The 18,934-nt window shown below is 60.9% G+C and carries 20 protein-coding genes; 15 read left to right on the top strand and 5 right to left on the bottom strand.

From position 1 onward, the window contains the following. Positions 1-21: 21 nt before the first annotated feature. Both C442_RS18375 and C442_RS18370 read right to left on the bottom strand, forming a co-directional pair. On the bottom strand, positions 22-1,647 hold the full coding sequence (locus C442_RS18375) for a phospholipase D-like domain-containing protein (RefSeq protein ID WP_049943096.1): 1,626 nt from the start codon (positions 1,645-1,647) through the stop codon (positions 22-24). A 42-nt stretch (positions 1,648-1,689) separates the two neighbouring features. Next, on the bottom strand, positions 1,690-2,964 hold the full coding sequence (locus tag C442_RS18370) for a HEAT repeat domain-containing protein (protein ID WP_008313061.1): 1,275 nt from the start codon (positions 2,962-2,964) through the stop codon (positions 1,690-1,692). A 125-nt stretch (positions 2,965-3,089) separates the two neighbouring features. Here C442_RS18370 and C442_RS18365 point away from each other — a divergent pair, with 125 nt between their 5' ends. The 6 genes from C442_RS18365 (at position 3,090) to C442_RS18340 (ending at position 8,779) form a co-directional block, all read left to right on the top strand. Continuing rightward, positions 3,090-4,712 (top strand): uracil-xanthine permease family protein, encoded by a 1,623-nt coding sequence (locus C442_RS18365; protein WP_008313060.1) that lies wholly within the window; start codon positions 3,090-3,092, stop codon positions 4,710-4,712. Positions 4,713-4,714: 2 nt separating this feature from the next. After that, positions 4,715-5,137 (top strand): hypothetical protein, encoded by a 423-nt coding sequence (locus tag C442_RS18360; RefSeq protein ID WP_008313059.1) that lies wholly within the window; start codon positions 4,715-4,717, stop codon positions 5,135-5,137. Positions 5,138-5,183: 46 nt separating this feature from the next. Next, the gene (locus C442_RS18355; protein ID WP_008313058.1) at positions 5,184-5,834 is read left to right on the top strand and encodes an AIR carboxylase family protein; all 651 of its coding nucleotides are present in this window, start codon (positions 5,184-5,186) and stop codon (positions 5,832-5,834) included. 157 nt (positions 5,835-5,991) lie between these two features. Further along, positions 5,992-6,405, top strand: a complete 414-nt coding sequence (locus C442_RS18350) for an NADH-quinone oxidoreductase subunit A (protein WP_008313057.1) — start codon at positions 5,992-5,994, stop codon at positions 6,403-6,405. After that, positions 6,398-7,090 carry an NADH-quinone oxidoreductase subunit B gene (locus tag C442_RS18345; RefSeq protein ID WP_008313056.1) on the top strand — a complete coding sequence of 231 codons (693 nt, stop codon included), beginning with the start codon at positions 6,398-6,400 and terminating at the stop codon, positions 7,088-7,090. The genes C442_RS18350 and C442_RS18345 overlap by 8 nt, the downstream gene beginning before the upstream one ends. 6 nt (positions 7,091-7,096) lie before the next feature. Beyond that, a complete protein-coding gene (locus C442_RS18340; RefSeq protein ID WP_008313055.1) occupies positions 7,097-8,779 on the top strand; it encodes an NADH-quinone oxidoreductase subunit D in 1,683 nt (560 codons plus the stop codon). Positions 8,780-8,801: 22 nt separating this feature from the next. On the opposite strand, the gene C442_RS18335 is transcribed toward C442_RS18340, so the two are convergent. Continuing rightward, a complete protein-coding gene (locus C442_RS18335; RefSeq protein ID WP_049943108.1) occupies positions 8,802-9,989 on the bottom strand; it encodes a cytochrome P450 in 1,188 nt (395 codons plus the stop codon). Between the two features lie 85 nt (positions 9,990-10,074). Beyond that, on the bottom strand, positions 10,075-10,326 hold the full coding sequence (locus C442_RS18330; protein WP_049943095.1) for an MTH865 family protein: 252 nt from the start codon (positions 10,324-10,326) through the stop codon (positions 10,075-10,077). A 91-nt stretch (positions 10,327-10,417) separates the two neighbouring features. Between C442_RS18330 and C442_RS18325 the strand changes: the two genes are divergently transcribed. Further along, positions 10,418-11,272, top strand: coding sequence for an SAM-dependent methyltransferase (locus tag C442_RS18325; RefSeq protein WP_008313051.1), 855 nt, complete (start codon positions 10,418-10,420; stop codon positions 11,270-11,272). A gap of 225 nt (positions 11,273-11,497) precedes the next feature. Further along, positions 11,498-12,958 carry an amidohydrolase family protein gene (locus C442_RS18320; RefSeq protein WP_008313049.1) on the top strand — a complete coding sequence of 487 codons (1,461 nt, stop codon included), beginning with the start codon at positions 11,498-11,500 and terminating at the stop codon, positions 12,956-12,958. A gap of 21 nt (positions 12,959-12,979) precedes the next feature. On the opposite strand, the gene C442_RS18315 is transcribed toward C442_RS18320, so the two are convergent. After that, positions 12,980-13,918, bottom strand: a complete 939-nt coding sequence (locus tag C442_RS18315) for a UbiA family prenyltransferase (protein WP_080504340.1) — start codon at positions 13,916-13,918, stop codon at positions 12,980-12,982. Positions 13,919-14,109: 191 nt separating this feature from the next. On the opposite strand from C442_RS18315, the gene C442_RS18310 reads away from it, so the two are divergent. The 7 genes from C442_RS18310 (at position 14,110) to nuoK (ending at position 18,932) form a co-directional block, all read left to right on the top strand. Continuing rightward, on the top strand, positions 14,110-15,135 hold the full coding sequence (locus C442_RS18310; protein ID WP_049943094.1) for a hypothetical protein: 1,026 nt from the start codon (positions 14,110-14,112) through the stop codon (positions 15,133-15,135). Further along, positions 15,128-15,670, top strand: a complete 543-nt coding sequence (locus C442_RS18305) for a hypothetical protein (protein ID WP_008313043.1) — start codon at positions 15,128-15,130, stop codon at positions 15,668-15,670. Before C442_RS18310 ends, C442_RS18305 begins: the two co-directional genes overlap by 8 nt. Positions 15,671-16,144: 474 nt before the next feature. Beyond that, a complete protein-coding gene (locus C442_RS18300) occupies positions 16,145-17,209 on the top strand; it encodes a complex I subunit 1/NuoH family protein (protein WP_008313041.1) in 1,065 nt (354 codons plus the stop codon). A gap of 46 nt (positions 17,210-17,255) precedes the next feature. After that, a complete protein-coding gene (locus C442_RS18295; protein ID WP_004518194.1) occupies positions 17,256-17,717 on the top strand; it encodes a NuoI/complex I 23 kDa subunit family protein in 462 nt (153 codons plus the stop codon). Positions 17,718-18,010: 293 nt separating this feature from the next. Further along, entirely contained in the window at positions 18,011-18,280 is a 270-nt protein-coding gene (locus tag C442_RS18290; RefSeq protein WP_008313036.1) for an NADH-quinone oxidoreductase subunit J, read from the top strand. Continuing rightward, positions 18,277-18,633, top strand: coding sequence for a hypothetical protein (locus tag C442_RS18285; RefSeq protein ID WP_008313034.1), 357 nt, complete (start codon positions 18,277-18,279; stop codon positions 18,631-18,633). Before C442_RS18290 ends, C442_RS18285 begins: the two co-directional genes overlap by 4 nt. Then, a complete protein-coding gene (nuoK, locus tag C442_RS18280; RefSeq protein WP_004518191.1) occupies positions 18,630-18,932 on the top strand; it encodes an NADH-quinone oxidoreductase subunit NuoK in 303 nt (100 codons plus the stop codon). Before C442_RS18285 ends, nuoK begins: the two co-directional genes overlap by 4 nt. Positions 18,933-18,934: the final 2 nt, after the last annotated feature.

Raw genomic sequence — 18,934 nt, 5'->3', positions numbered from 1 at the left:
CTCGACACGCGATACCCGTTTTTACGCCTCGAACGAAACCCGACGAGCGGCGAGCCCGGCGACCACGATGAGTCCGAGCAAGGCCACGAGTGCCCCAATCGGCGTGTCGAACCCGCCGGCGTCCCAATCGGCGTCGAAGACGGCACCGAAGTAGTCGGCCGCGTCGCTGCCGTGAAGCACCAGTACGACCTCGCGATTCGACGTCGCTGCCGCCTCGTTCCAGTTGAGGCTGCCGACGACGACCCGTTCGTCGTCGACGACTGCGCCCTTCGCGTGGATCTTCTCGTAGCGACCGTCCGGGTCGGCCACCTTCGCCGTCAGCGGCGCGTCGTTTCGCTTGGCCCACTCCTGAAACCGCTGTGCCGTCTGCTCGTTCTCCTCGCGGACGTACCAGGCGTCACTCAGCAGTAGGCGGACCTCGACGCCGCGCGACGCGGCCCGGCGGAGCGCCCGCAGAAGTGGGCTTTCCCAATCTCCGACCGTCGGCTGGATGACGTCGATGGAGTCGTCCGCGTCGTCTATCGTCGCGACGAGTTCGTCCTGGGCATTGTCCGGGGTAACCAAGAGGTCCGTCCGCTGGACGGCCACCGACTCCGTCCGGAACTCGCTCGGGTACGAGCCCGTCGCCGGCTCGCCCTGCTCGAACTGTCGCCCCTGGCGGTACTCCCCCCACCGCTCGCTGTCCTGCCAGCCGGCGTCAGATCGGAACGTCTGATTCAGCCCGTCGACGACCCGCGGCTGTGCCGTGACCACTCCCCAGCCCCGGCTGCTGTTGCCGCCGGTTCCCGCGGGTTTCCAGTTCTCCGTCAGCACGACGGCCCGCCCGTCGGCGACGGCGTACTTCGCGTGGTGGTAGCGGTATCTGGCGCGCGGGCCAGTCACTACCCGAACCGGGACGCCGGCGTCGGTCAGCCGGTCGAGGGTGCGGGCTTCCGCGGCGGTGCGGCTCCCGACCGGTTCACCTTCGAGAAGGACGCGGACCGTCGCGCCGCGGCGCTGGGCGGCGATGAGAGCGTCGGCGACCCTGGCCGAGGAGAGCGTGTAGCCGGCGAGGTACACCCGTTCGGTAGCGTTGCGAATCGGTTGCATCGGCGCAGCGGGCGAGTCCGGAAGCGTGAACGCTTGTACCTCGCCGCCGGCGGCCCTGACGACCGGACGGGCCGTCGCGCCCAGCGGCCGCCAGCGAATAACCGACCCGTTCACAATACCGAGTTCCCCCTCGACGGCCTCGGTGTACCGAACGGCATCGACAGTCCGATTGGCACGCTGAAGGCGAACCCGCTCGCCGCCGTTTGCCAGCGCGAGATGTCCGTCGAGGCCGACGACCGGCCAGTCGGTGAGTTCCCGTGTCCGGTTCGGTGCCGTCGAGAGGACGACGCGCCCGCCTGCGCTGGTGTTCGGAATACCCGCAGTCCCGTCGCCGTCGGTAATGGCGTACTGCCCGATGTCGGTCCCGTCGGGAACGTCGAGGACGACGAACTCCCCCGCGTCGCCGCCAGCGACAGGGTCCGGGTACACTGCGTGAATCGACGGCTCCGCAGGACGGCTGGCTGTTGTGCCGGCTTGAGACGCCTGTCCAACTGCGATATGGGGACCTAGCGCGGCGAGGACGAGCACGCAGCAGACGAGTGGAGCGAGCGACCGCATCGGGGCGTCTGGCCCCCCGTTCGTATAAAAAGGTTCCCTGACTCAGGCGCTTGACGCCTTCTCGGCTTCGGCCTGGACGATGTACGCGCGGTCGTCCGTGTAGCGGGCAGCCTCCTCGAGTGCCGTTTCGGTCCCGATCTGTCGGAGCGCCCACGCGGCGGAGGCACGCACGGAGTCGCTGTCGTCGGACTCGAGTATGTCGCCGAGCGGCTCGATAGCGCGGGTGTCACCGAGCAGGCCCAGAGTGCGGGCGGCGACCGAGCGGATTTCCTCGCTGTCGGCGTCGAGTCGGTTTGCGACCGGCTGGACCGACTCCGCGCTGCCAATAGCGCCCAGCGCGCGCAGCGTGACTTTCTGGAGTGCGGGGTCGCCGTCGCCGTCGATGTAGTCGTGCAGCGTCTCGGTCGCACGCTCGTCGCCGATCTTCCCCAGTACCTCGATTGGCCCTTTGTCGCGCTTCTGGGCGCGCTGGTGCATCGCGTCGAAGGCCGGCTCGGCGTCGCTGCCGAGGTTGTACAGGAGGTCGACGATGTATCCGTCGAAGAACTCCGAGCCGAGTTTGTCGTAGGCGAACAGGACCTGTTCGAAGTCCCCCTCCTCGGCGTGGAGCTTCGCGGCGTTCCACTCCGGCGGGAAGTCCTTCCGGTTCTCGTTGGTCAGGATGTCGTAGAACCCGCGAGCGTCGAGTTGCTCCTGTACCGTGAGGTCGTCCCAGACTTCGGCTTCGTCCAGCCCCGTTTCCAGCGTTTCCGCCGCTTCGAGGAGTCCTTCGATAGTCTCCGTGTCCTCGTCGGGGTCGAGGTTTGCCGCTTCGATGGCGTCGGCGACTGTAGCCAGCGCATCCCCGGCGGCGACGAAATCGCCGCCCGTGTCGGCGTCGTGGTCGACGAACTCGGCGCTTTCGTCGAGGAACGTCTCGACGGCCTCCTGGGCCTCGCCCTCGCCGTCGTCGGTCCACTCGCTGTCGGTGACGGTGTCCGCTGCGTCGGAAACGATAGTGACCACGTCCTCGGCGTAGGGGCCGCGCTGTGCTTCGAGGTCGTCACGCAGGTCCGAGAGCTGGGACTCCAGTTCCTTGCGGGGGTCCTCGGCTTCGTCGTCATCCTCGTCGGGCTCGGGCAGGTCGGCGGCTTCGAGGTCGCTCTCGATGTCGTCGAGGGACGACTCGACGTCGTCGAGGTCGGCCTCCGTCTCTGCGGCCTCAAGCTCCTCGCCGGCCTCTGTGAGACGCGATTCCAGTTCTTCGGCGGTCACGTCGATCTCGTCTGCTGCCTCGGCGTCGTCCGACGCGTCGGCATCGTCGTCCCCGTTGCTCATGTCCAAGACTGTGTCGGAGCGGGCCAAGAGCGTTTTCCTTTCGAGGCGGGCTGGACAGTCCCGTCCCTGCCGGGCCAACGAGCAAAGAATATGTATCGGGAGTTGCAGTGCCATGGGTAGCGAGCATGACTGACGCGACACCGCCGGACGACGGACAAAACCCGGCCACACCCGAGGAACCGGAAACCGCCGGCTTCGTCGAGTACGGCATCGACGACAAGCCGCCGCGAAAGCAAGCGATACTGCTCGGCGTCCAGCACTACCTGACGATGATCGGCGCGTCCGTGGCGATCCCGCTCGGACTCGCGGGCGCGATGGGAATGTTCGAGGCCGCGCCGGACCAGGTCGGCCGTCTCATCGGGACGTTCTTCGTCGTCTCCGGTATCGCGACGCTCGCCCAGACGACGCTCGGAAACAGATATCCCATCGTCCAGGGCGGGACGTTCTCCATGCTCGCGCCCGGGCTGGCCATCATCGGCGTGCTGGCCCAGCAGGGGGCGGACTGGCAGACTATGCTCGTCGAGTTACAGGGGGCCGTCATCGTCGCCGGCATCGTCGAGGTAGTGATCGGCTACAGTGGCCTCATGGGGAAGCTGAAGCGGTACGTCGGGCCGGTCGTCATCGCGCCGGTCATCGCGCTCATCGGACTGTCGCTGTTCAACGTCCCACAGATAGCGAATCCGAACTTCGGCGACCCCGGGACCGGCCAGAACTGGTGGCTGCTCGGGCTGACAATGCTCTCGATCATCGCGTGTTCGCAGTACCTCGACCGACGCCACCGGGCGTTCAAACTCTTCCCCGTGCTACTGGGTATTCTGTTTGCGTGGAGCGTTGCGGCCGTGCTCTCAATCACCGGCGTCTTCGCCGCCGACTCGATCAGCTACGTCTCGCTCGGGTCGGTCACGAGCGCACCGCTGGTCCAGCCCATCTACCCGTTCCAGTGGGGGCTCCCGCAGTTCACGCCGGGCTTCGTCGTCGGGATGTTCGCCGGGATGCTCGCTTCCGTCGTCGAGAGCTTCGGCGATTACCACTCCGTCGCCCGCATTGCCGGCCGCGGTGCGCCGAACAGCCGCCGAATCAACGACGGGATCGGGATGGAGGGTGTCGGCAACGTGTTCGCCGGCATCATGGGCACCGGCAACGGCTGTACCTCCTACACCGAAAACGTTGGTGCAATCGCTATCACCGGCGTCGCATCCCGCTACGTCGTGCAAATCGGCGCCGCGGTGATGATTCTGGTCGGGTACTTCGGGCCGGCGGGCCAGTTGTTCGCGACGATCCCGTCGCCGATCATCGGCGGCCTCTACATCGTCATGTTCGGCCAGATTGCCGCCGTGGGCCTCTCACAGCTCAAGTACGTCGACCTCGATGCCAACCGGAACGTGTTCATCGTCGGCTTTGCGCTCTTTGCCGGCCTCGCAGTGCCCGAGTACATGAGCCAGGTCGGGCAGGGGATGGACGTCGGCGGTGCGACAGCCCTCCAGCAGGGCCTGGCGGCTGTCCCGGTTCTCGGCGGCGTCCTCGGGACTGATGTCGTTGCGACCACGCTGTTTGTCATGGGCGGCACCGGGATGGTCGTCGGCGGCATCGTCGCCTTCGTCCTCGACAACACTGTGCCCGGAACCCGTGAGGAGCGCGGCCTCGCGGCCTGGGCCGCGCTCACGGAGGACGACAGCGAATACGTCTCGTCACTGGACCGCATCCGCGGCCGCGGCGGCGACCGCCCGCCAGCCGTGAGCGACGACTGACCGTGGAGGACGATAGCGACGATATGGCTGCTGACACCGCATCGCCTGTTAGCGACGAGCGGTACGCCGGCACGCTCCGAACCGGCGGGACTGTCATTCTCGGTGCTGATCGCTTGGTGGTCGACCGTGGCGACAGTCCGGTGGTCGTCGACCTCGACGACGTGGTCGAGGTAAGTCTTCAGGACATCGACTGGTTTCTCGCGGTGATGAGCGCCGCGCTGGTCGGGTTCGGCCTGCTGTCGCTCGACCGGTCTGTCCTCCTCGGCGGGGCCTTCGCAGTCGCCGGCGCCGTCAGCCTCGCGCTCACGTACCGCAAGCGGTACGCACTCAGGATACAGGTCACCGGCCGTACCGATCCACTCAGGTGCTTCCCTGCAGAGCCACAAACGCTCCTTACTGAACTGGAGCAGGCATTGGCCGACTGAGCGGAAACCGCCTACACTTACGCCGGTCCCGGTTCCAGTCCGTCGTATGCCCGCAGACAGCGTCCAGTCGCTCATCGACCAGTTACACGAAGAAGCGGAGATGGACCGCCCGAACGACCTGACTCCCGATGTCGGCATCGTCATGGGATCGGATTCTGATCTGCCGACGATGGCCGGCGGGCAGGGCAAGCGACCCGGGGCCTACGCGGCGCTCGCCGACGAACTCGGCTTCGAGGAACAGACGGACTACACCGACGCGCCCGAGAGCCGCTTCACGTTCGAGACGTTCGTCTGCTCGGCCCATCGGACGCCGGACCTGATGTACGCGTACGCTGAGACGGCCGAAGACCGCGGTATTGACGTGATTATCGCCGGCGCTGGCGGCAAGTCCGCGGACCTGCCGAACATGACCGCCAGCATCGCCTATCCGCTGCCGGTCATCGGCGTCCCCGTGCAGGAGAAATCAGTCGACTCGGTCATCGGGATGCCACAGGGCGCACCGCTGACCGCGGTCGACGCCGGCAAGTCGTTCAACGCCGCGCTCTCCGCGGTACAGATTCTCGCACGGCAGCACGACGAACTCCGTGACCGTCTCGTCTCGTATCACGAAGGCCTCCAGACCGACGTCGGCGAGGCGTCGCGCGACCTCCACGAACTCGGGACGCCCGGGTTCAAGCGCGAGTACTGGGACGAGTGACAATCGAGGGGGCGTCACACCCCGGGAGGTGCGGCAGTTACAGGTCACTTGCCATCCGAGAGCGCGTCGGCTCTTAAAGACCCACAGGGCCGAAAAACCGAACAATGAACCCTTATATGCGAGTACTTCTAACCGGCAGACGATAGGAGATACCGGAATGAGTAATCCATGGATCGCCATCGGCGCGCTCGCGGTCGTGGCGCTAGCCATCCCACTGACGATGATGGCAGTTTCGAGCCTCTTGCGGCCCAGCGTGCCGGAACAAGGCAAACGCACCACCTACGAGTCCGGTGAAGTGCCGACTGGCAGCAGTCGACAGATCAAGTTTAATATCCAGTACTACATGGTCGCGCTGCTGTTCGTCGTCTTCGACATCGAGACCGTCTTCATCTTCCCGTGGACGGTCATCTACAGCGACGCCGTCGCTGAGGTCGGGATGACCAAGGCACTGCTACCGATGGTCGTATTCATCGGGATTCTCGCCGTCGGACTCGGTTGGGCCTGGCGTAACGGCGCAGTTCAGTGGGTGCGCAGTCCGCGCGCCACGAAGGGGGCAGACACATATGAGTAGTGACCAGACACCACCGGCCGCGAAAGACGTATCGACACAGGAGGCCCGCATGGGTGACGGGGCCGACGACCGCTTCAACTCGACGCTACGCGAGGCGTTCGGGTCGACGCCGTTCATCCTGACCAAGTTCGACAAGTTCATGAACTGGGTCCGGGGCTCCTCGATGTTCATGCTGCAGTTCGGGATCGCCTGCTGTAGCATCGAGATGATCCACACCTACGCGATCAAACACGACCTCGACCGCTTCGGGTCAGGGGTGCCACGCGCGTCCCCGCGCCAGGCGGACGTCATCATCGTCCCAGGGACCATCGTCTCGAAGTTCGCCCCGCGGATGAAGCGCGTCTACGACCAGATGCCCGAGCCGAAGTTCGTCGTTTCGATGGGGTCGTGTACCATCTCCGGCGGCCCGTTCCAGGAAGGGTACAACGTCATCAAGGGCGCGGAGGAGGTCATCCCGGTCGACATCCACGTCCCGGGCTGTCCGCCCCGCCCCGAGGCACTCATCTACGGCGTCGCCAAGCTACAGGAGCGCATCGCCGAAGGCGAGTCCTCGCCGGTGACGGTCAAACCCTACGAACTGGAGCAGTTCGGCGACCTCGAACAGGACGAGCTCGTGGATAAACTCGCCAGCGAAATCGACGAGGAAGACCTCGTCATGCGGTACAACTGGAACGACTCTCCCTAACCTGCCATGAGTTTAGAAAAACCATCACGCGATACGGCGCTCGACGTCGGCGTTACGGAGGACGGCCTCGATTACGACGCGCTCGCGGACCTGCTCGGGGGCCACGTCCTCGACCGCGAGGAGCACGTCAACGCTGAGGGGTTCGTCATCCGTCCCGACGAGGTCCAGGAAGTCCTCTCGACGCTGAAAGAGGAGGCCGGGTTCGACCACTGCGCCTGTGTCACAGCACAGGAGTACGACGACCGGTACGAATCCATCTACCACCTGCGGAAGTACAACGACCCGACACAGGAGCTGTCGATTGTCGTCCCGTCGCCGAAGGACGATCCGCACAACGAGTCGGCCGCTCGCGTCTACGACACCGCGGACTGGCACGAGCGAGAGGCGTACGACCTCGTCGGCATCGACTACGACGACCACCCGGACCTGCGTCGCATCCTCCTACCCGAGACCTGGCAGGGCCACCCCCTGAGTCAGGACTACAACCAGGACCAGCCACAGATCGTCTCACTGCGCGAGCACGCGAACCCGCTCAAGGACGACAAGCGCAGCGAGGACGATCCGGACACGATGTTCGTCAACATCGGCCCGCACCACCCGGCGACCCACGGCGTGCTCCACGTCGAAACGGTGCTCGACGGCGAGCAGATCGCCGACCTCGAACCCGACATCGGCTACCTGCACCGCTGTGAGGAGCAGATGTGCCAGCAGGGTACCTACCGCCACCAGATCATGCCCTACCCCGACCGGTGGGACTACATTTCCGCCGGAATTCTCAACGAATGGGCGTACGCGCGCGCGGCCGAGGACCTCGCTGATATCGAGGTGCCAGAGTACGCGCAGGTCATCCGGACGATGGCGGCGGAGATGTGCCGAATCGCCTCCCACGAGCTCGCGCTGGCGACGTTCGCGCTGGACGTGTTCGGCGACTTCACCGCCGTCTTCCAGTACGGTATCCGCGACCGCGAAATCGTCCAGAACCTGCTGGAAGACCTGACCGGGCAGCGGCTGATGTTCAATTACCTCCGACTGGGCGGCGTCGCCTGGGACCTGCCCGAGCCCCGCGAGGAGTACTTCGAGAAGATTCGCGACTTCCTCGATGACCTCCCTCACAAGCTCGAGGAGATCCACGACCTCGTCACCGGCAACGAGATCTTCCAGATGCGGTGTGTCGACACCGGCGTCCTCTCGCCGGAGCAAGTCAAACAGTACGGCGCGACCGGTCCCGTGGCGCGCGGCTCGGGCGTCGACTACGACCTCCGCCGGGACGACCCCTACGGCTACTACGACGAACTCGACTGGAACGTCGTCACCGAGCAGGGCGGCGACAACTTCAGCCGCGTGCTCGTCCGCCTCCGCGAGGTCGAGGAGTCGGCCCGCATCATCGAGCAGTGTGTCGACCTGCTGGAGGACTGGCCCGAAGACGACCGCGAGATTCAGGCCAACGTCCCACGGACGCTCCGCCCGGACCCCGACAAGGAGATCTACCGCTCCGTCGAGGGCGCGAAGGGCGAACTCGGCATCTACATCCGCTCGGACGGGACGGACAAGCCGGCCCGGTTCAAGATCCGCAGCCCGTGCTTCTCGAACCTGCAGACGCTGCCGGAGATGGCGCAGGGCGAGTACATCCCTGACATGATCGCCTCGCTCGGGAGCCTCGACATCGTGCTCGGAGAGGTGGACCGATAGGACCCATTGCCGGGTCGATTTCCTAATTAAATTCTACCGGGAGAGATTCGACAGCATGCATGAAGGTGTTCTCTATCGGTGTCAGATCATCGGTTATTACACGGATGTCGTCGAGTCGTTCCATCATAACCTCGAGAGCGACTCGCGTCTCTAACCGGGCGAGGGATCCTCCGATACAGGAATGAACCCCGTACCCGAACGCGATATGTGGGTTGGGCGATCGGGAGGGAATGAATTCCCCGGGCGAATCGAACTTCGCTGGATCGTGGTTGGCTGCCATCGGCCAGGTGAGTACGAAGTCGCCCTCGGAAATACTCTTGCCGTACAGTTCCATGTCCCGTGTCGCGACGCGGCCCGCTGCTGGGACTGAACTCCGGTAGCGGGCAACCTCCTCTATCGCGCGGTCAAGACCGTCCCTGTCATCCGACAGCGTCTCGAATAAATTTTCGTCGTCGTAGTTGCCGAAACAGCGGATACAGTTACCGATAAACCCTGTCGTCGTGATGTTCCCAGCGATCAACATCAGGGCACAGTAGCCCAACATGTCGCCTTCGGAGATGGGCTCCCCGTCGATTTCGGCCTGGGTGAGAATCGATATCAAATCGTCCTTGGGTTCCTCTTGCCGTCGCTCAATAATATCGAGGAAGTAAGATGCCATCTCGGTACCAGCCCGCTTCTGGTCAGCGACAAGGTCGTCTACAGACGTCGTTTCGGCTTTGATGAGCAGGTCGGCCCATTTCTTGAACTGGTCGCGATCCTCCGGCGGGACGCCCAGAATGTTGGCGATAATGATGACTGGCAGCGGGTACGCCAGGTCCCCCACTGCGTCCATCTCGCCTTTGGATTCGATATCGTCGAAGAGAGATTGGGCTGTCTCCCGAATCATCGGTTCATAAGCATTCACGGCCTCAGATGTGAAGAAATCCTCAACCACGCCTCGCTTCTTGCCGTGTTCGGGCGGATCTGAATTGAAGAAGGTATCTCCAATCAGGTTCTGTTGATCCGTTGGCAGCGGACTCTGGGAGGAGAACGCCTTGGGGTCACCCAATACGCGCTTGTTGGCCTCGTACGAGAACACGTCCCATCGTCCTGTGTGTTCGTCCCAGTGGAGATGTCCGTCACTGCGCTTTCGGTCGAAAAAGTCGAACGGTTCCAGTTGGGTCGCTTCGTCAGTCATCCCAGTCGGATTCGGAACGACAGGTTCATTCATATCGTTTTTTTCTAGGTTCATATGGTGTTGTTGTGAGTTTGTTATAGCAGATAGTGCTCAGATCGGGGCGCTCCCCAGAGCGTAGTCAGAGTAACCCCTCGTTTTCCATCTCGACCATGACGTCGTCGACGAAGGCTTCTGGTGTGTCGTACGGGAAGTCGACTTCCGGTAGCTCGGTCGTCAGTTCCATTGCGGTAATCTCGAATTCCCCCGATTCGATGCGCGTCTCAGCCCCATTTGGGAGTGCGGGAATGAGGTCGAATGGGCCAGTAATCGGGTATTCAGTGTTTTCTACAGCTGTGATCAGTTGACTGCGAACGTGACTTTTGTCAACCACATCTCATTTAATGCCACACAGGTAAAAAAACTTAATTATATTTAGAAGTCAGTTCGAAAACCATTTATTGAAAAAATCAGATTGATAGAATATGACGGTAGGTGTCAACCAAGATGAAATTAAAGAGTACTATGCACAGTGTCACTCCTCGCTCGACGAGGGGTGGATTCAAAACTCACATCGCGGGGTCCACGTCGGTTACTACGAAAACGAGGACGACGATCTAGATACCGCTGTAGAGAACATGACTCGCGTGACCGCCGATGCGGTCGATATCGGCCCCAAGGACGATGTACTCTGTGCGGGCTGTGGTGTCGGTGGACCGGCAACGTGGTTAGCGAAAGAACGTGGGGCTTCAGTTACCGGGATCAATATCAGTGAACCCCAGTTGGAGCTAGCTAGAGAGCTCGCGCAGGAACTCGGAGTCTCGGAGAACACAGCCTTTCAATACGGGGATTTCACCGAGATGGAGGCAATTCCGGACGACGAATTCGACGTCATCTGGGGACTGGAAGCTATCTGCCACGCCGACGACAAAAGAAAGTTTCTTCAGCAGGCAAAGCGCGTCCTCCGAGACGGAGGCCGAATAGTCGTCGCAGACGGGTACGCGCACAAGCCCACGTACGAAGGAAAAGAAAAGAAGTGGATGGACAAGTGGCTCTACGGCTGGAAATGTCCCCACCTCGCCACTGTCGACGAGTTCAGCACGTATCTCTCGGACCTGGGTTTTACTGACGTGACACAAGAGGACGTGACGGAAAATATCGTGCCTTCCCTGGAGGTTATGTTCCGATACAGTCTCTTCGCCATCCCCATCGGAAAGATACTCAGTGTCTTCGGAAAGCGTTCAGAGACGGAACTGGAGAACATCGTCGGCTGTTACTACCAGTACAGAAGTATTAAGAAAGATTTGTGGGGGTACTACATTATTTCGGCCGAACTGTAGCCGGCTGCAGGTTCGCTGTCCTGTCGGTCCACAAATGCGGCAGTTGCTGGCAGGCGTCTCTAGATAGACCGCCCTTGGTACCGCCGCCGACCTCCTCGCAGTCTCTCCTGTCGTATAAAAAATGTTAACTCTCCAATTCGAGTAGCCTAATTCGGTTTCAAATGGTCTCTACCACACCCCACCGCCCTCGTGTCACGAGATCGTGTACCACCTGGAGGATTGAGCATGACTGACTTGCTCATTCATGACGCCTTCGTTCTCACAGTCGACGATCAGAACACCGTGTTCAAGGAGGGCACAGTAATCGTTGACGAGGACGAGATTATAACCGTGCGCAGCACCGAACCCCCGGACAGGTCAGCCGACGCTGACAGGGTCATCGATGGCACCGGGAAGATAGTCATGCCAGGGCTGATCAACGCGCATGCTCACCTCGAACCGAGCGCACTTCGCGGCCTCTACAGCGACATCGGCTACGAAGAGCTGCTCGTCGATATGATTGTTCTCTGTCGGCAGCTAGTGGATACCGAACTCGACTACCTCGCGGAAGCGGGGTTCAAACTGGCTGCCCTCAACTTCATCCGAAGTGGAATTACGACGGTCAGCACGATGGACATTCGGCCGGAAATCGGTGTTCCAGTACTCGGAGAAGCTGGTATGCGTGCCACCATGGGACCGATGATAACCGACCTGTTCTGGGACGAACCGGCCGGCCGACAGCTGGACCGTGCTGAAAGTTTCGTTCGGGCCTATCACGATACGTACGATGGTAGGGTTCGGGGGATGTTCTGCCCTCACGACGACATTACTCTCACACGTGACATGTGGGAATCAGTGGCCGAGTTAGCTAGTGGATACGATGTAAGAGTGCATACACATTTGCTTGAGGACAGCATCTCCAATCTGAATGCTCGCGTCAACGATGGCGAGGATTCACTCGCACTACTAGAAGATGTGGGCCTGTTGAACGACCGACTGGTCGTTGCTCACTTCCGTAGTGCCGACGAGGAGGACGTCCATCGAATCGCTGAAACGGGGGCGAGTATCGTCCATTGCCCGTCGGTATTTGCCTACTGGTCGCCGGATGAAACCTGTGACTGGATGCCGTTGCCCTCCCTCAGGGAACGCGACGCTACGATAGGCCTGGGCCTCGACGACCACTACTTCCATGATAGCTTCGACATGTTCGGCGAGGCTCGCCAGACCCGGCTGATGGCGAACCACGAGTGGACGGCGAACCAAATTCAGTCGCCCGAACTGATCCGGATGCTTACTTCGAAGGGTGCAGCGGCGCTCGGTATTGACGACCATACCGGGTCCCTTGAACCGGGCAAGAAGTCTGATCTTATCGTCCTGGATGTGGACGACCCGTGCTGTAAACCCCTCACAAATGTCTCCTCGCTGGTAACCAACATGGTGACGAGACAGGATGTCGAACTGGTCGTCGTCGACGGGACCGTGCTGTTTGAGGACGACGTTGTGCGGACGATGGATGGGGAATCAGTCGTCCGGGAAGCGGAACGGGCCCTGCAACGGTACGAAAACGAGTCCGGCTGGGATATCTCGATCACTGGGGTCTCTCGACCCGATGTTCTCTCGACTATCCGTGACTTACCGAAACGCGGTCCTGCCCACCTCATCGGTCGGTTAGCCTACCAGAAAGTCAAAGAAACATTCACATTCTGAGTGGCCGCCCAGCGGCTGGCCTCATGCATATATCGCGTAGTAGGTTGACGCGAGTGTCGTCATATATATCGCGTTGACGATATCGAGCCGGTGTGTCAGCCGCGCCGTCGAAATATCGTGCGTCACGAGTAGTCCGGCAGCACAGAGGCTGACAACGCCAATTATCACTAGCACTGGCCAAATGGTAACACCGATGACAAACGCACCGAGTAGGTAAGAGATCGGGAGGCTCACGACGAGGAACCAGCGAACCCGGTCTGTCCCGTACGATACGACGAAGTTCTCCACACCCGTCGCGGCGTCCTCTTCGACGTCTTTGAGGTCTTTATATGACAGGTTCAACATCATGAATACCGTCACGATGGCCGCAAAGCGCCAGACAGCGCCGCTCGGCACCGAAACGACAGTCCCGCTCCCCAACATCACCGCCGTCGCACCCATCAGACCGATAGAACCCATACTTCCGATGCCACTGGCCTTGAGCCGGAGGGGCGGGACAGAATAGACGACGTTGAGGACAATCATACAGACAGCCGCGGTAAGTGCGACGAAGCTGAGTAACGCTGCATACGAGAGACTGAATCCCCAGAGAATGACGGCCGCAAAGACTGTCTGTCGGTCACTGACTTGGCCTTCGACCGTGGCACGGTCCTGATCTGAGGCGGTGTCCGATTCTTTATCGTACAGGTCGTTCATGAACCACGACCCGGACCACGAGAGACAGACCGCTGCACTCCCCGCGAATAGTGCCGCCGAGGATATCTTTACCGTTCCCCCGGCCACCTCCAATACGACAGCGACGCCGAACAGGGCTTCGTAGCCGAGTGTCGCCGGAAGCATCTTGGCAAAGCGGTCAAAGAGTAGTCTGACTGCCCGCTGATCAGCGTAAAAACTGCCACCGATACAGACACCCAGAACTGTAGTCACCACTACAGTCGCAATCGCCGTGCTACTACCCATCAGCAAGACACCATCCCGGAACGGGTTGCGCCCCGACGGGTGACTGTACAGACGTTCCCCACGAGCAGTGTCGCAGATAATCTGACCATTGTAACTCTATCTCAGTCCCGCAGTTATCTTTGCTTGTATTTTATTTTAGCGAACGATAGGTAATCGAAAATATTATAAAAATGCGATATGTTCAATTAGTTGTGTTTATCGGGATAGATCACTCCACGACCGGCGTGAAAACGTGCCTCCTTTCCTCGGGCGGGGTAGACGACGTGTTTACCATCGAACGCTCGCCAGACGAGGATACAGATTGGTCCTACATTGAGACGCTACGTGACTACGTATCGATTGATGATATCGAGATGATCGCTTACGGGTACAGTATCGGGGACAACCTTGATACTGTGACCGACATCACAGCAACAGAGAACCGGGGTATCGTCGATACGTGTGGTCTAGGTCACGAGTTCGGCACGGGAACGCTCGTGTACGATGAACTCAAGCAGTCCGATATCCCGACAACAGTTTTCCCCGGGGTCCACGACGGACTCGAAACCGTCCATCCATACTTCTGCCACTACTCTCCCCTGGCAGGCGCTGACAAGTTTGCCACTGCGCGGTATGCCCAAGAAATGGTTACGAACAGTGGCCTCGGCTCGAGTGTCGAGGGCGAGACGTTCATCGCAGCGAACGTCAGTTCCTCTTCGATGGCCACGTACGTCGACGACGGCGAGATTCGTGGTGCGTTCCACTGGATGGGACTCATCCACGGGTGGGGTGACATCGAGTGTCTCAGACAAATTCGAGATGGCGAGCAAAATATACACGACGCGTTCATGAAATCGGGTCTTCTCTATCGCTCAGATTATGATTTCGAGGATATCAAAGGCGTCCCCTGTGCTGACCTTCTCGAGATGGTGTACTACGCGACGCTACACAACGTCTACTCCCTCATTCCGTTCGCTGAGCATCATGGTACGGGACTTGATGCCATCGTCCTTAGTGGTCGACTCAGTCGAGTGAAAGAACCTTTCGACATTCAGGATCGGCTCACGGAGGCTCTTTCAAGTATCGCATTGGTCCACACGTGCCAGGAATTATCGACTGCTCTCGGTGCTGCGTTCGTGGCCCGGGATGTCGCGCGCGGGAATCCCAGCACACTCGGTGTTCCGATAGAATTCGACGCCTCGAACGTCACCAAGGGAGCGACTGCTACGGATGACTAGGGTCTTCATTGCGGGACCGATAGATTTCCGTGACCTTTCAGAGCTTGTCGAGTACCGTCTATCTTTCAAACATCAGCTCGAAGACGCTGATTTCACGCCCGTCGACCAGTATTCCGGTGCACTCGAGAAATTTTCGGACGTGACCGAGGACGGAACAGTTCTCGAAGACATCCTCAACAACTTGGGTAGCTTGCCCGATGAACCGTATGTCCACGCTGTCGGGCACGCCATTGGGGAGACATCGATAGAAGAGATACTGTCGAACCCCGACCGGGTCCCGGAGTTGGCGCCGGGATCGGTTATCGCCGATATCGTCGAGCGCGACCTCGAACTGTTGCAGTCCTGTGACGCACTACTCGCGTATTTCCCGTCCCCTTCCTGTGGAACCACAGTCGAACTCCTGCATGCGGTTGACCACGACATTCGCGCGCTCGTGGTCAGCGACTCGCCCCCGATGTTTGTCCAGCATTACGCCGACGAGTGCTACGAGACGTTGCAGCCTGCCGTTGCGGAGTTGGAACAGCGGTTTCAGTAGCTTGGTCAGCAACTACCACGTCGCATTCGCAGCCGAGACAGAACTGACCAGGGCACTCTGTGGTCCCCGAGTTTGTCCATTTCGGAACCACGTCCTCAACAGTCGCCTCCTTCGGACCGTCAACCACCGGAAACCGGTTTGTTGCATGAACTATAATGGCCAGCTGTCGGCAGGTTGGGGGATTCAGCGATCCCACCCACTATTTCGAAAGCGCTTTACAAGCATACACACAACTAACACCCATGGAACGGCAGGAAACTGCGCAATATCGTCAATTACAAATATGACACTCCCGACGATTCGTCTTCGAATCATCTCTCCGCCGGACACAATACAACTCGGTGAGGATTGCAGACTTGACGGGCCTGTCGGAGGACCGATATCGGCGGTCGAGAAATCGGCAGAACCTCTGACTCGCGCGGGTCATGACATCCATGAACCGAGCACCCAGACCGCCGTCAGAGGTGGTAACTGATGAGTTCGAGGGCACTCGTACTCCAGAGTAGTGGTACTCCGTTCCCGGATCTTATAAGTGGTGTCTTCGGGTTAGATCAGTTCGGTATCCCGGGTGAGTTTCTCGCGGCTATCATCGGAGCCACCTTCGTCGGCTCGCTGATGCTTACCCAGACGGCTGTGGTCATCTGGGCCAAGCGGAAGATCACTGCGGCGTTCACCGACCGCATCGCCATCAACCGCGTCGGTCCCGCGGGACTGTTCATCATCGTGGCCGACGCCGTCCGCCTACTGTCGAAGGAACTCATCGTTCCCGAAGGCGTCGACCGACCCGCGTGGGACCTCGCACCGCTGATCATCGCCAGCACCGCACTGCTCGGGTTCGCCGTGATCCCGATGGGCAGTGGCATTCACCTCGCTGACCCCGAAGTCGGTCTGGCGTACGTGTTCGCGACGGCCTCGATGGCCTCCGTCGGCCTCGTGATGGCCGGCTACGCGTCGAACAACAAGTACTCGTTCCTCGGCGGGCTGCGCGCGGTCGCCCAGAACCTCGCCTACGAGATCCCGCTCATTCTGACCGGCGCGTCGGTCGTCATCTTCGCCGGGTCGCTCCAGATGAGCGAGATCGTCGCCGCACAGCAGCAGTCGCTGATCGGCCCGCTGCCGTCGTGGTACGCGTTCGTGAACCCCTTCGCGTTCGTGCTGTTCATGATTGCGAACCTCGCGGAGGTCGGCCGGAACCCGTTCGACATCCCGGAAGCGCCGACCGAGATTGTCGCCGGGTACCAGACCGAGTACTCCTCGGTGTACTTCGTCCTGATCTACCTCGGGGAGTTCATCCACATCTTCCTCGGCGGGGCGATCATCGCTACAATCTTCCTCGGTGGACCGGCTGGTCCGGTCCTGCCGGGTATCGTCTGGTTCCTCATCAAGATCTGGGGCGTCTTCCTGTTCACGCAGTGGGCCCGTTCGGCCGTGCCCCGCGTCCGGATCGACCAGCTTATCGAGATCGGCTGGAAGGGAATGCTGGTGCTATCGCTGGCGAACCTACTGCTGACCGCGGTTATCGTCGGGGTGACCGTCTGATGACGGCCACGCGAACCGACCCACGAGCGACCGGAGGTGACCTGTCATGATCGGAATCCTGAAATCAATGGCGACGACGATGAAACACGCCCTCGACGGGGAGACGTTCACGGTGGAGTACCCGGACGTCGCTCCCGAGGTGAGCCCTCGCTTCCGCGGTGTCCACAAGTGGAGCCAGGAGCGGTGTATCTGGTGTCGGCAGTGTGAGAACGTCTGTCCGAACAACACCATCCAGATCGTGATGGACGAGCAGCGCAACGGCGAGCAGTACAACCTCCACATCGGCCAGTGTATCTACTGCCGGCTGTGTGAGGAGGTCTGCCCGACCGACGCTATCCTGTTGACCCAGAACTTCGAGTTCACCGCAGATACGAAAGACGAGTTCGCGTACGACAAGGAGCAGCTCAAGAACGTACCGTGGTACAAGGACATCGACCCGCTCGAGTCCCGCGAACCCGACCGGGGCGCGTGGATCGGCGAGGGCGACGGCGAAGTGGACTACCAGTAACTCCTTTTGCGACGGCTTTCAGCGGTTCTCTGTCGGGTCAAGCGTCGTTGCTGAACTGTCATCTGTACGTGACTCGCCGAAACGACCGTCCGCTCAGCGAGGCCGACCTTCCAGTATCACTCCCTGGGTAGAGCTACGGGCTCCACCGCTGCAACCTATCCGCGAAGTGATAGGTGCTCGCCAGCAGGCCGGAAGTGCCCCGAAATCTGGGGGCCATACCGGCAAACAGTGGCTCTACTGGCGAGACGAAAGAGGAATCTTCAAAGGGACGCCGCAAAGAGTCTCCAAGTAAGATGGCACTGGCAGAGTCAATTGCGTTCGCGCTGTTCGCTATGGTAACGGTGGGCAGCGCTGCGGGCGTCGTGTTAGTCCGGGACGTCTGGCACTCGGCGCTGTTACTGGGCGTGTCACTCATCAGCGTCGCAGTGTTCTACGTCATGAACCAGGCGGCGTTCGTCGCAACCATGCAGATCCTGGTGTATGTCGGCGGCGTCCTCATCCTCATCACCTTCGCGGTGATGCTGACCCGCGAGGACGAGTCGGTGATTGAGGTGACACCATGACCACAAAGCCCGAACTACAGACGGAGGGGAGTTTCGTCGCTGGACTGGCCGCAATCGCCCTGTTCGTCGTTCTCGGTGCAGTGTTCATGGGCGTCTCGTTTCCCGCGCCAGCGGGCTTCGGCGAGGGAGCGGCGATAACCAAAAGCCTCGGCGCGGCGATGTTCGACATCGAGCCGGGCCTGCTGGTCGGCGACGCGGCCGTTCCCGCCGAAGGATTCCTCGTCGCGTTCATCCTCATCGCGATCGCCCTCGACGCGGCCCTTGACGGCGCGCTGATGCTGGCGAAACGCGACAACGAGGAAGAGACTGTCGTCGCCGATGGCGGCACCCACCACGGAGGTGACGACTCGTGATTCCCGCTGAGACGTACCTCCTCCTGTCGGCGGCCATATTCTGTATCGGCCTGTTCGGCATCCTCACGCGACGGAACGCGCTCATCTTCCTGATGTCCGTCGAGCTGATGTTGAACGCTGCGAACATCAACCTCGTCGCGTTCTCGCTGCAACACGGGAACCTTACCGGTCAGGTGTTCAGCCTGTTCACGATGGCACTCGCCGCCGCAGAGGTCGCCATCGGGATCGGTATCATCCTGGTCCTGTACCGCAACTTCACAGACGTGGACGTGACGAAGGCGACGACGATGAGGTGGTAACA

The organism is Haloarcula amylolytica JCM 13557 (assembly GCF_000336615.1).
Taxonomy (GTDB): domain Archaea; phylum Halobacteriota; class Halobacteria; order Halobacteriales; family Haloarculaceae; genus Haloarcula; species Haloarcula amylolytica.
The sequence above is the reverse complement of the archived record's forward strand: the minus strand, read 5'-3'. Positions and strand labels throughout refer to the sequence as shown.

Bases quoted from the DNA above. Each gene is read 5' to 3' on its own strand.
- C442_RS18375 (WP_049943096.1), bottom strand. From the start codon at position 1,647: ATGCGGTCGCTCGCTCCACTCGTCTGCTGCGTGCTCGTCCTCGCCGCG.
- C442_RS18370 (WP_008313061.1), bottom strand. From the start codon at position 2,964: ATGAGCAACGGGGACGACGATGCCGACGCGTCGGACGACGCCGAGGCA.
- C442_RS18365 (WP_008313060.1), top strand. From the start codon at position 3,090: ATGACTGACGCGACACCGCCGGACGACGGACAAAACCCGGCCACACCC.
- C442_RS18355 (WP_008313058.1), top strand. From the start codon at position 5,184: ATGCCCGCAGACAGCGTCCAGTCGCTCATCGACCAGTTACACGAAGAA.
- C442_RS18350 (WP_008313057.1), top strand. From the start codon at position 5,992: ATGAGTAATCCATGGATCGCCATCGGCGCGCTCGCGGTCGTGGCGCTA.
- C442_RS18345 (WP_008313056.1), top strand. From the start codon at position 6,398: ATGAGTAGTGACCAGACACCACCGGCCGCGAAAGACGTATCGACACAG.
- C442_RS18340 (WP_008313055.1), top strand. From the start codon at position 7,097: ATGAGTTTAGAAAAACCATCACGCGATACGGCGCTCGACGTCGGCGTT.
- C442_RS18335 (WP_049943108.1), bottom strand. From the start codon at position 9,989: ATGAATGAACCTGTCGTTCCGAATCCGACTGGGATGACTGACGAAGCG.
- C442_RS18325 (WP_008313051.1), top strand. From the start codon at position 10,418: ATGACGGTAGGTGTCAACCAAGATGAAATTAAAGAGTACTATGCACAG.
- C442_RS18320 (WP_008313049.1), top strand. From the start codon at position 11,498: ATGACTGACTTGCTCATTCATGACGCCTTCGTTCTCACAGTCGACGAT.
- C442_RS18315 (WP_080504340.1), bottom strand. From the start codon at position 13,918: ATGGGTAGTAGCACGGCGATTGCGACTGTAGTGGTGACTACAGTTCTG.
- C442_RS18305 (WP_008313043.1), top strand. From the start codon at position 15,128: ATGACTAGGGTCTTCATTGCGGGACCGATAGATTTCCGTGACCTTTCA.
- C442_RS18300 (WP_008313041.1), top strand. From the start codon at position 16,145: ATGAGTTCGAGGGCACTCGTACTCCAGAGTAGTGGTACTCCGTTCCCG.
- C442_RS18295 (WP_004518194.1), top strand. From the start codon at position 17,256: ATGATCGGAATCCTGAAATCAATGGCGACGACGATGAAACACGCCCTC.
- C442_RS18290 (WP_008313036.1), top strand. From the start codon at position 18,011: ATGGCACTGGCAGAGTCAATTGCGTTCGCGCTGTTCGCTATGGTAACG.
- C442_RS18285 (WP_008313034.1), top strand. From the start codon at position 18,277: ATGACCACAAAGCCCGAACTACAGACGGAGGGGAGTTTCGTCGCTGGA.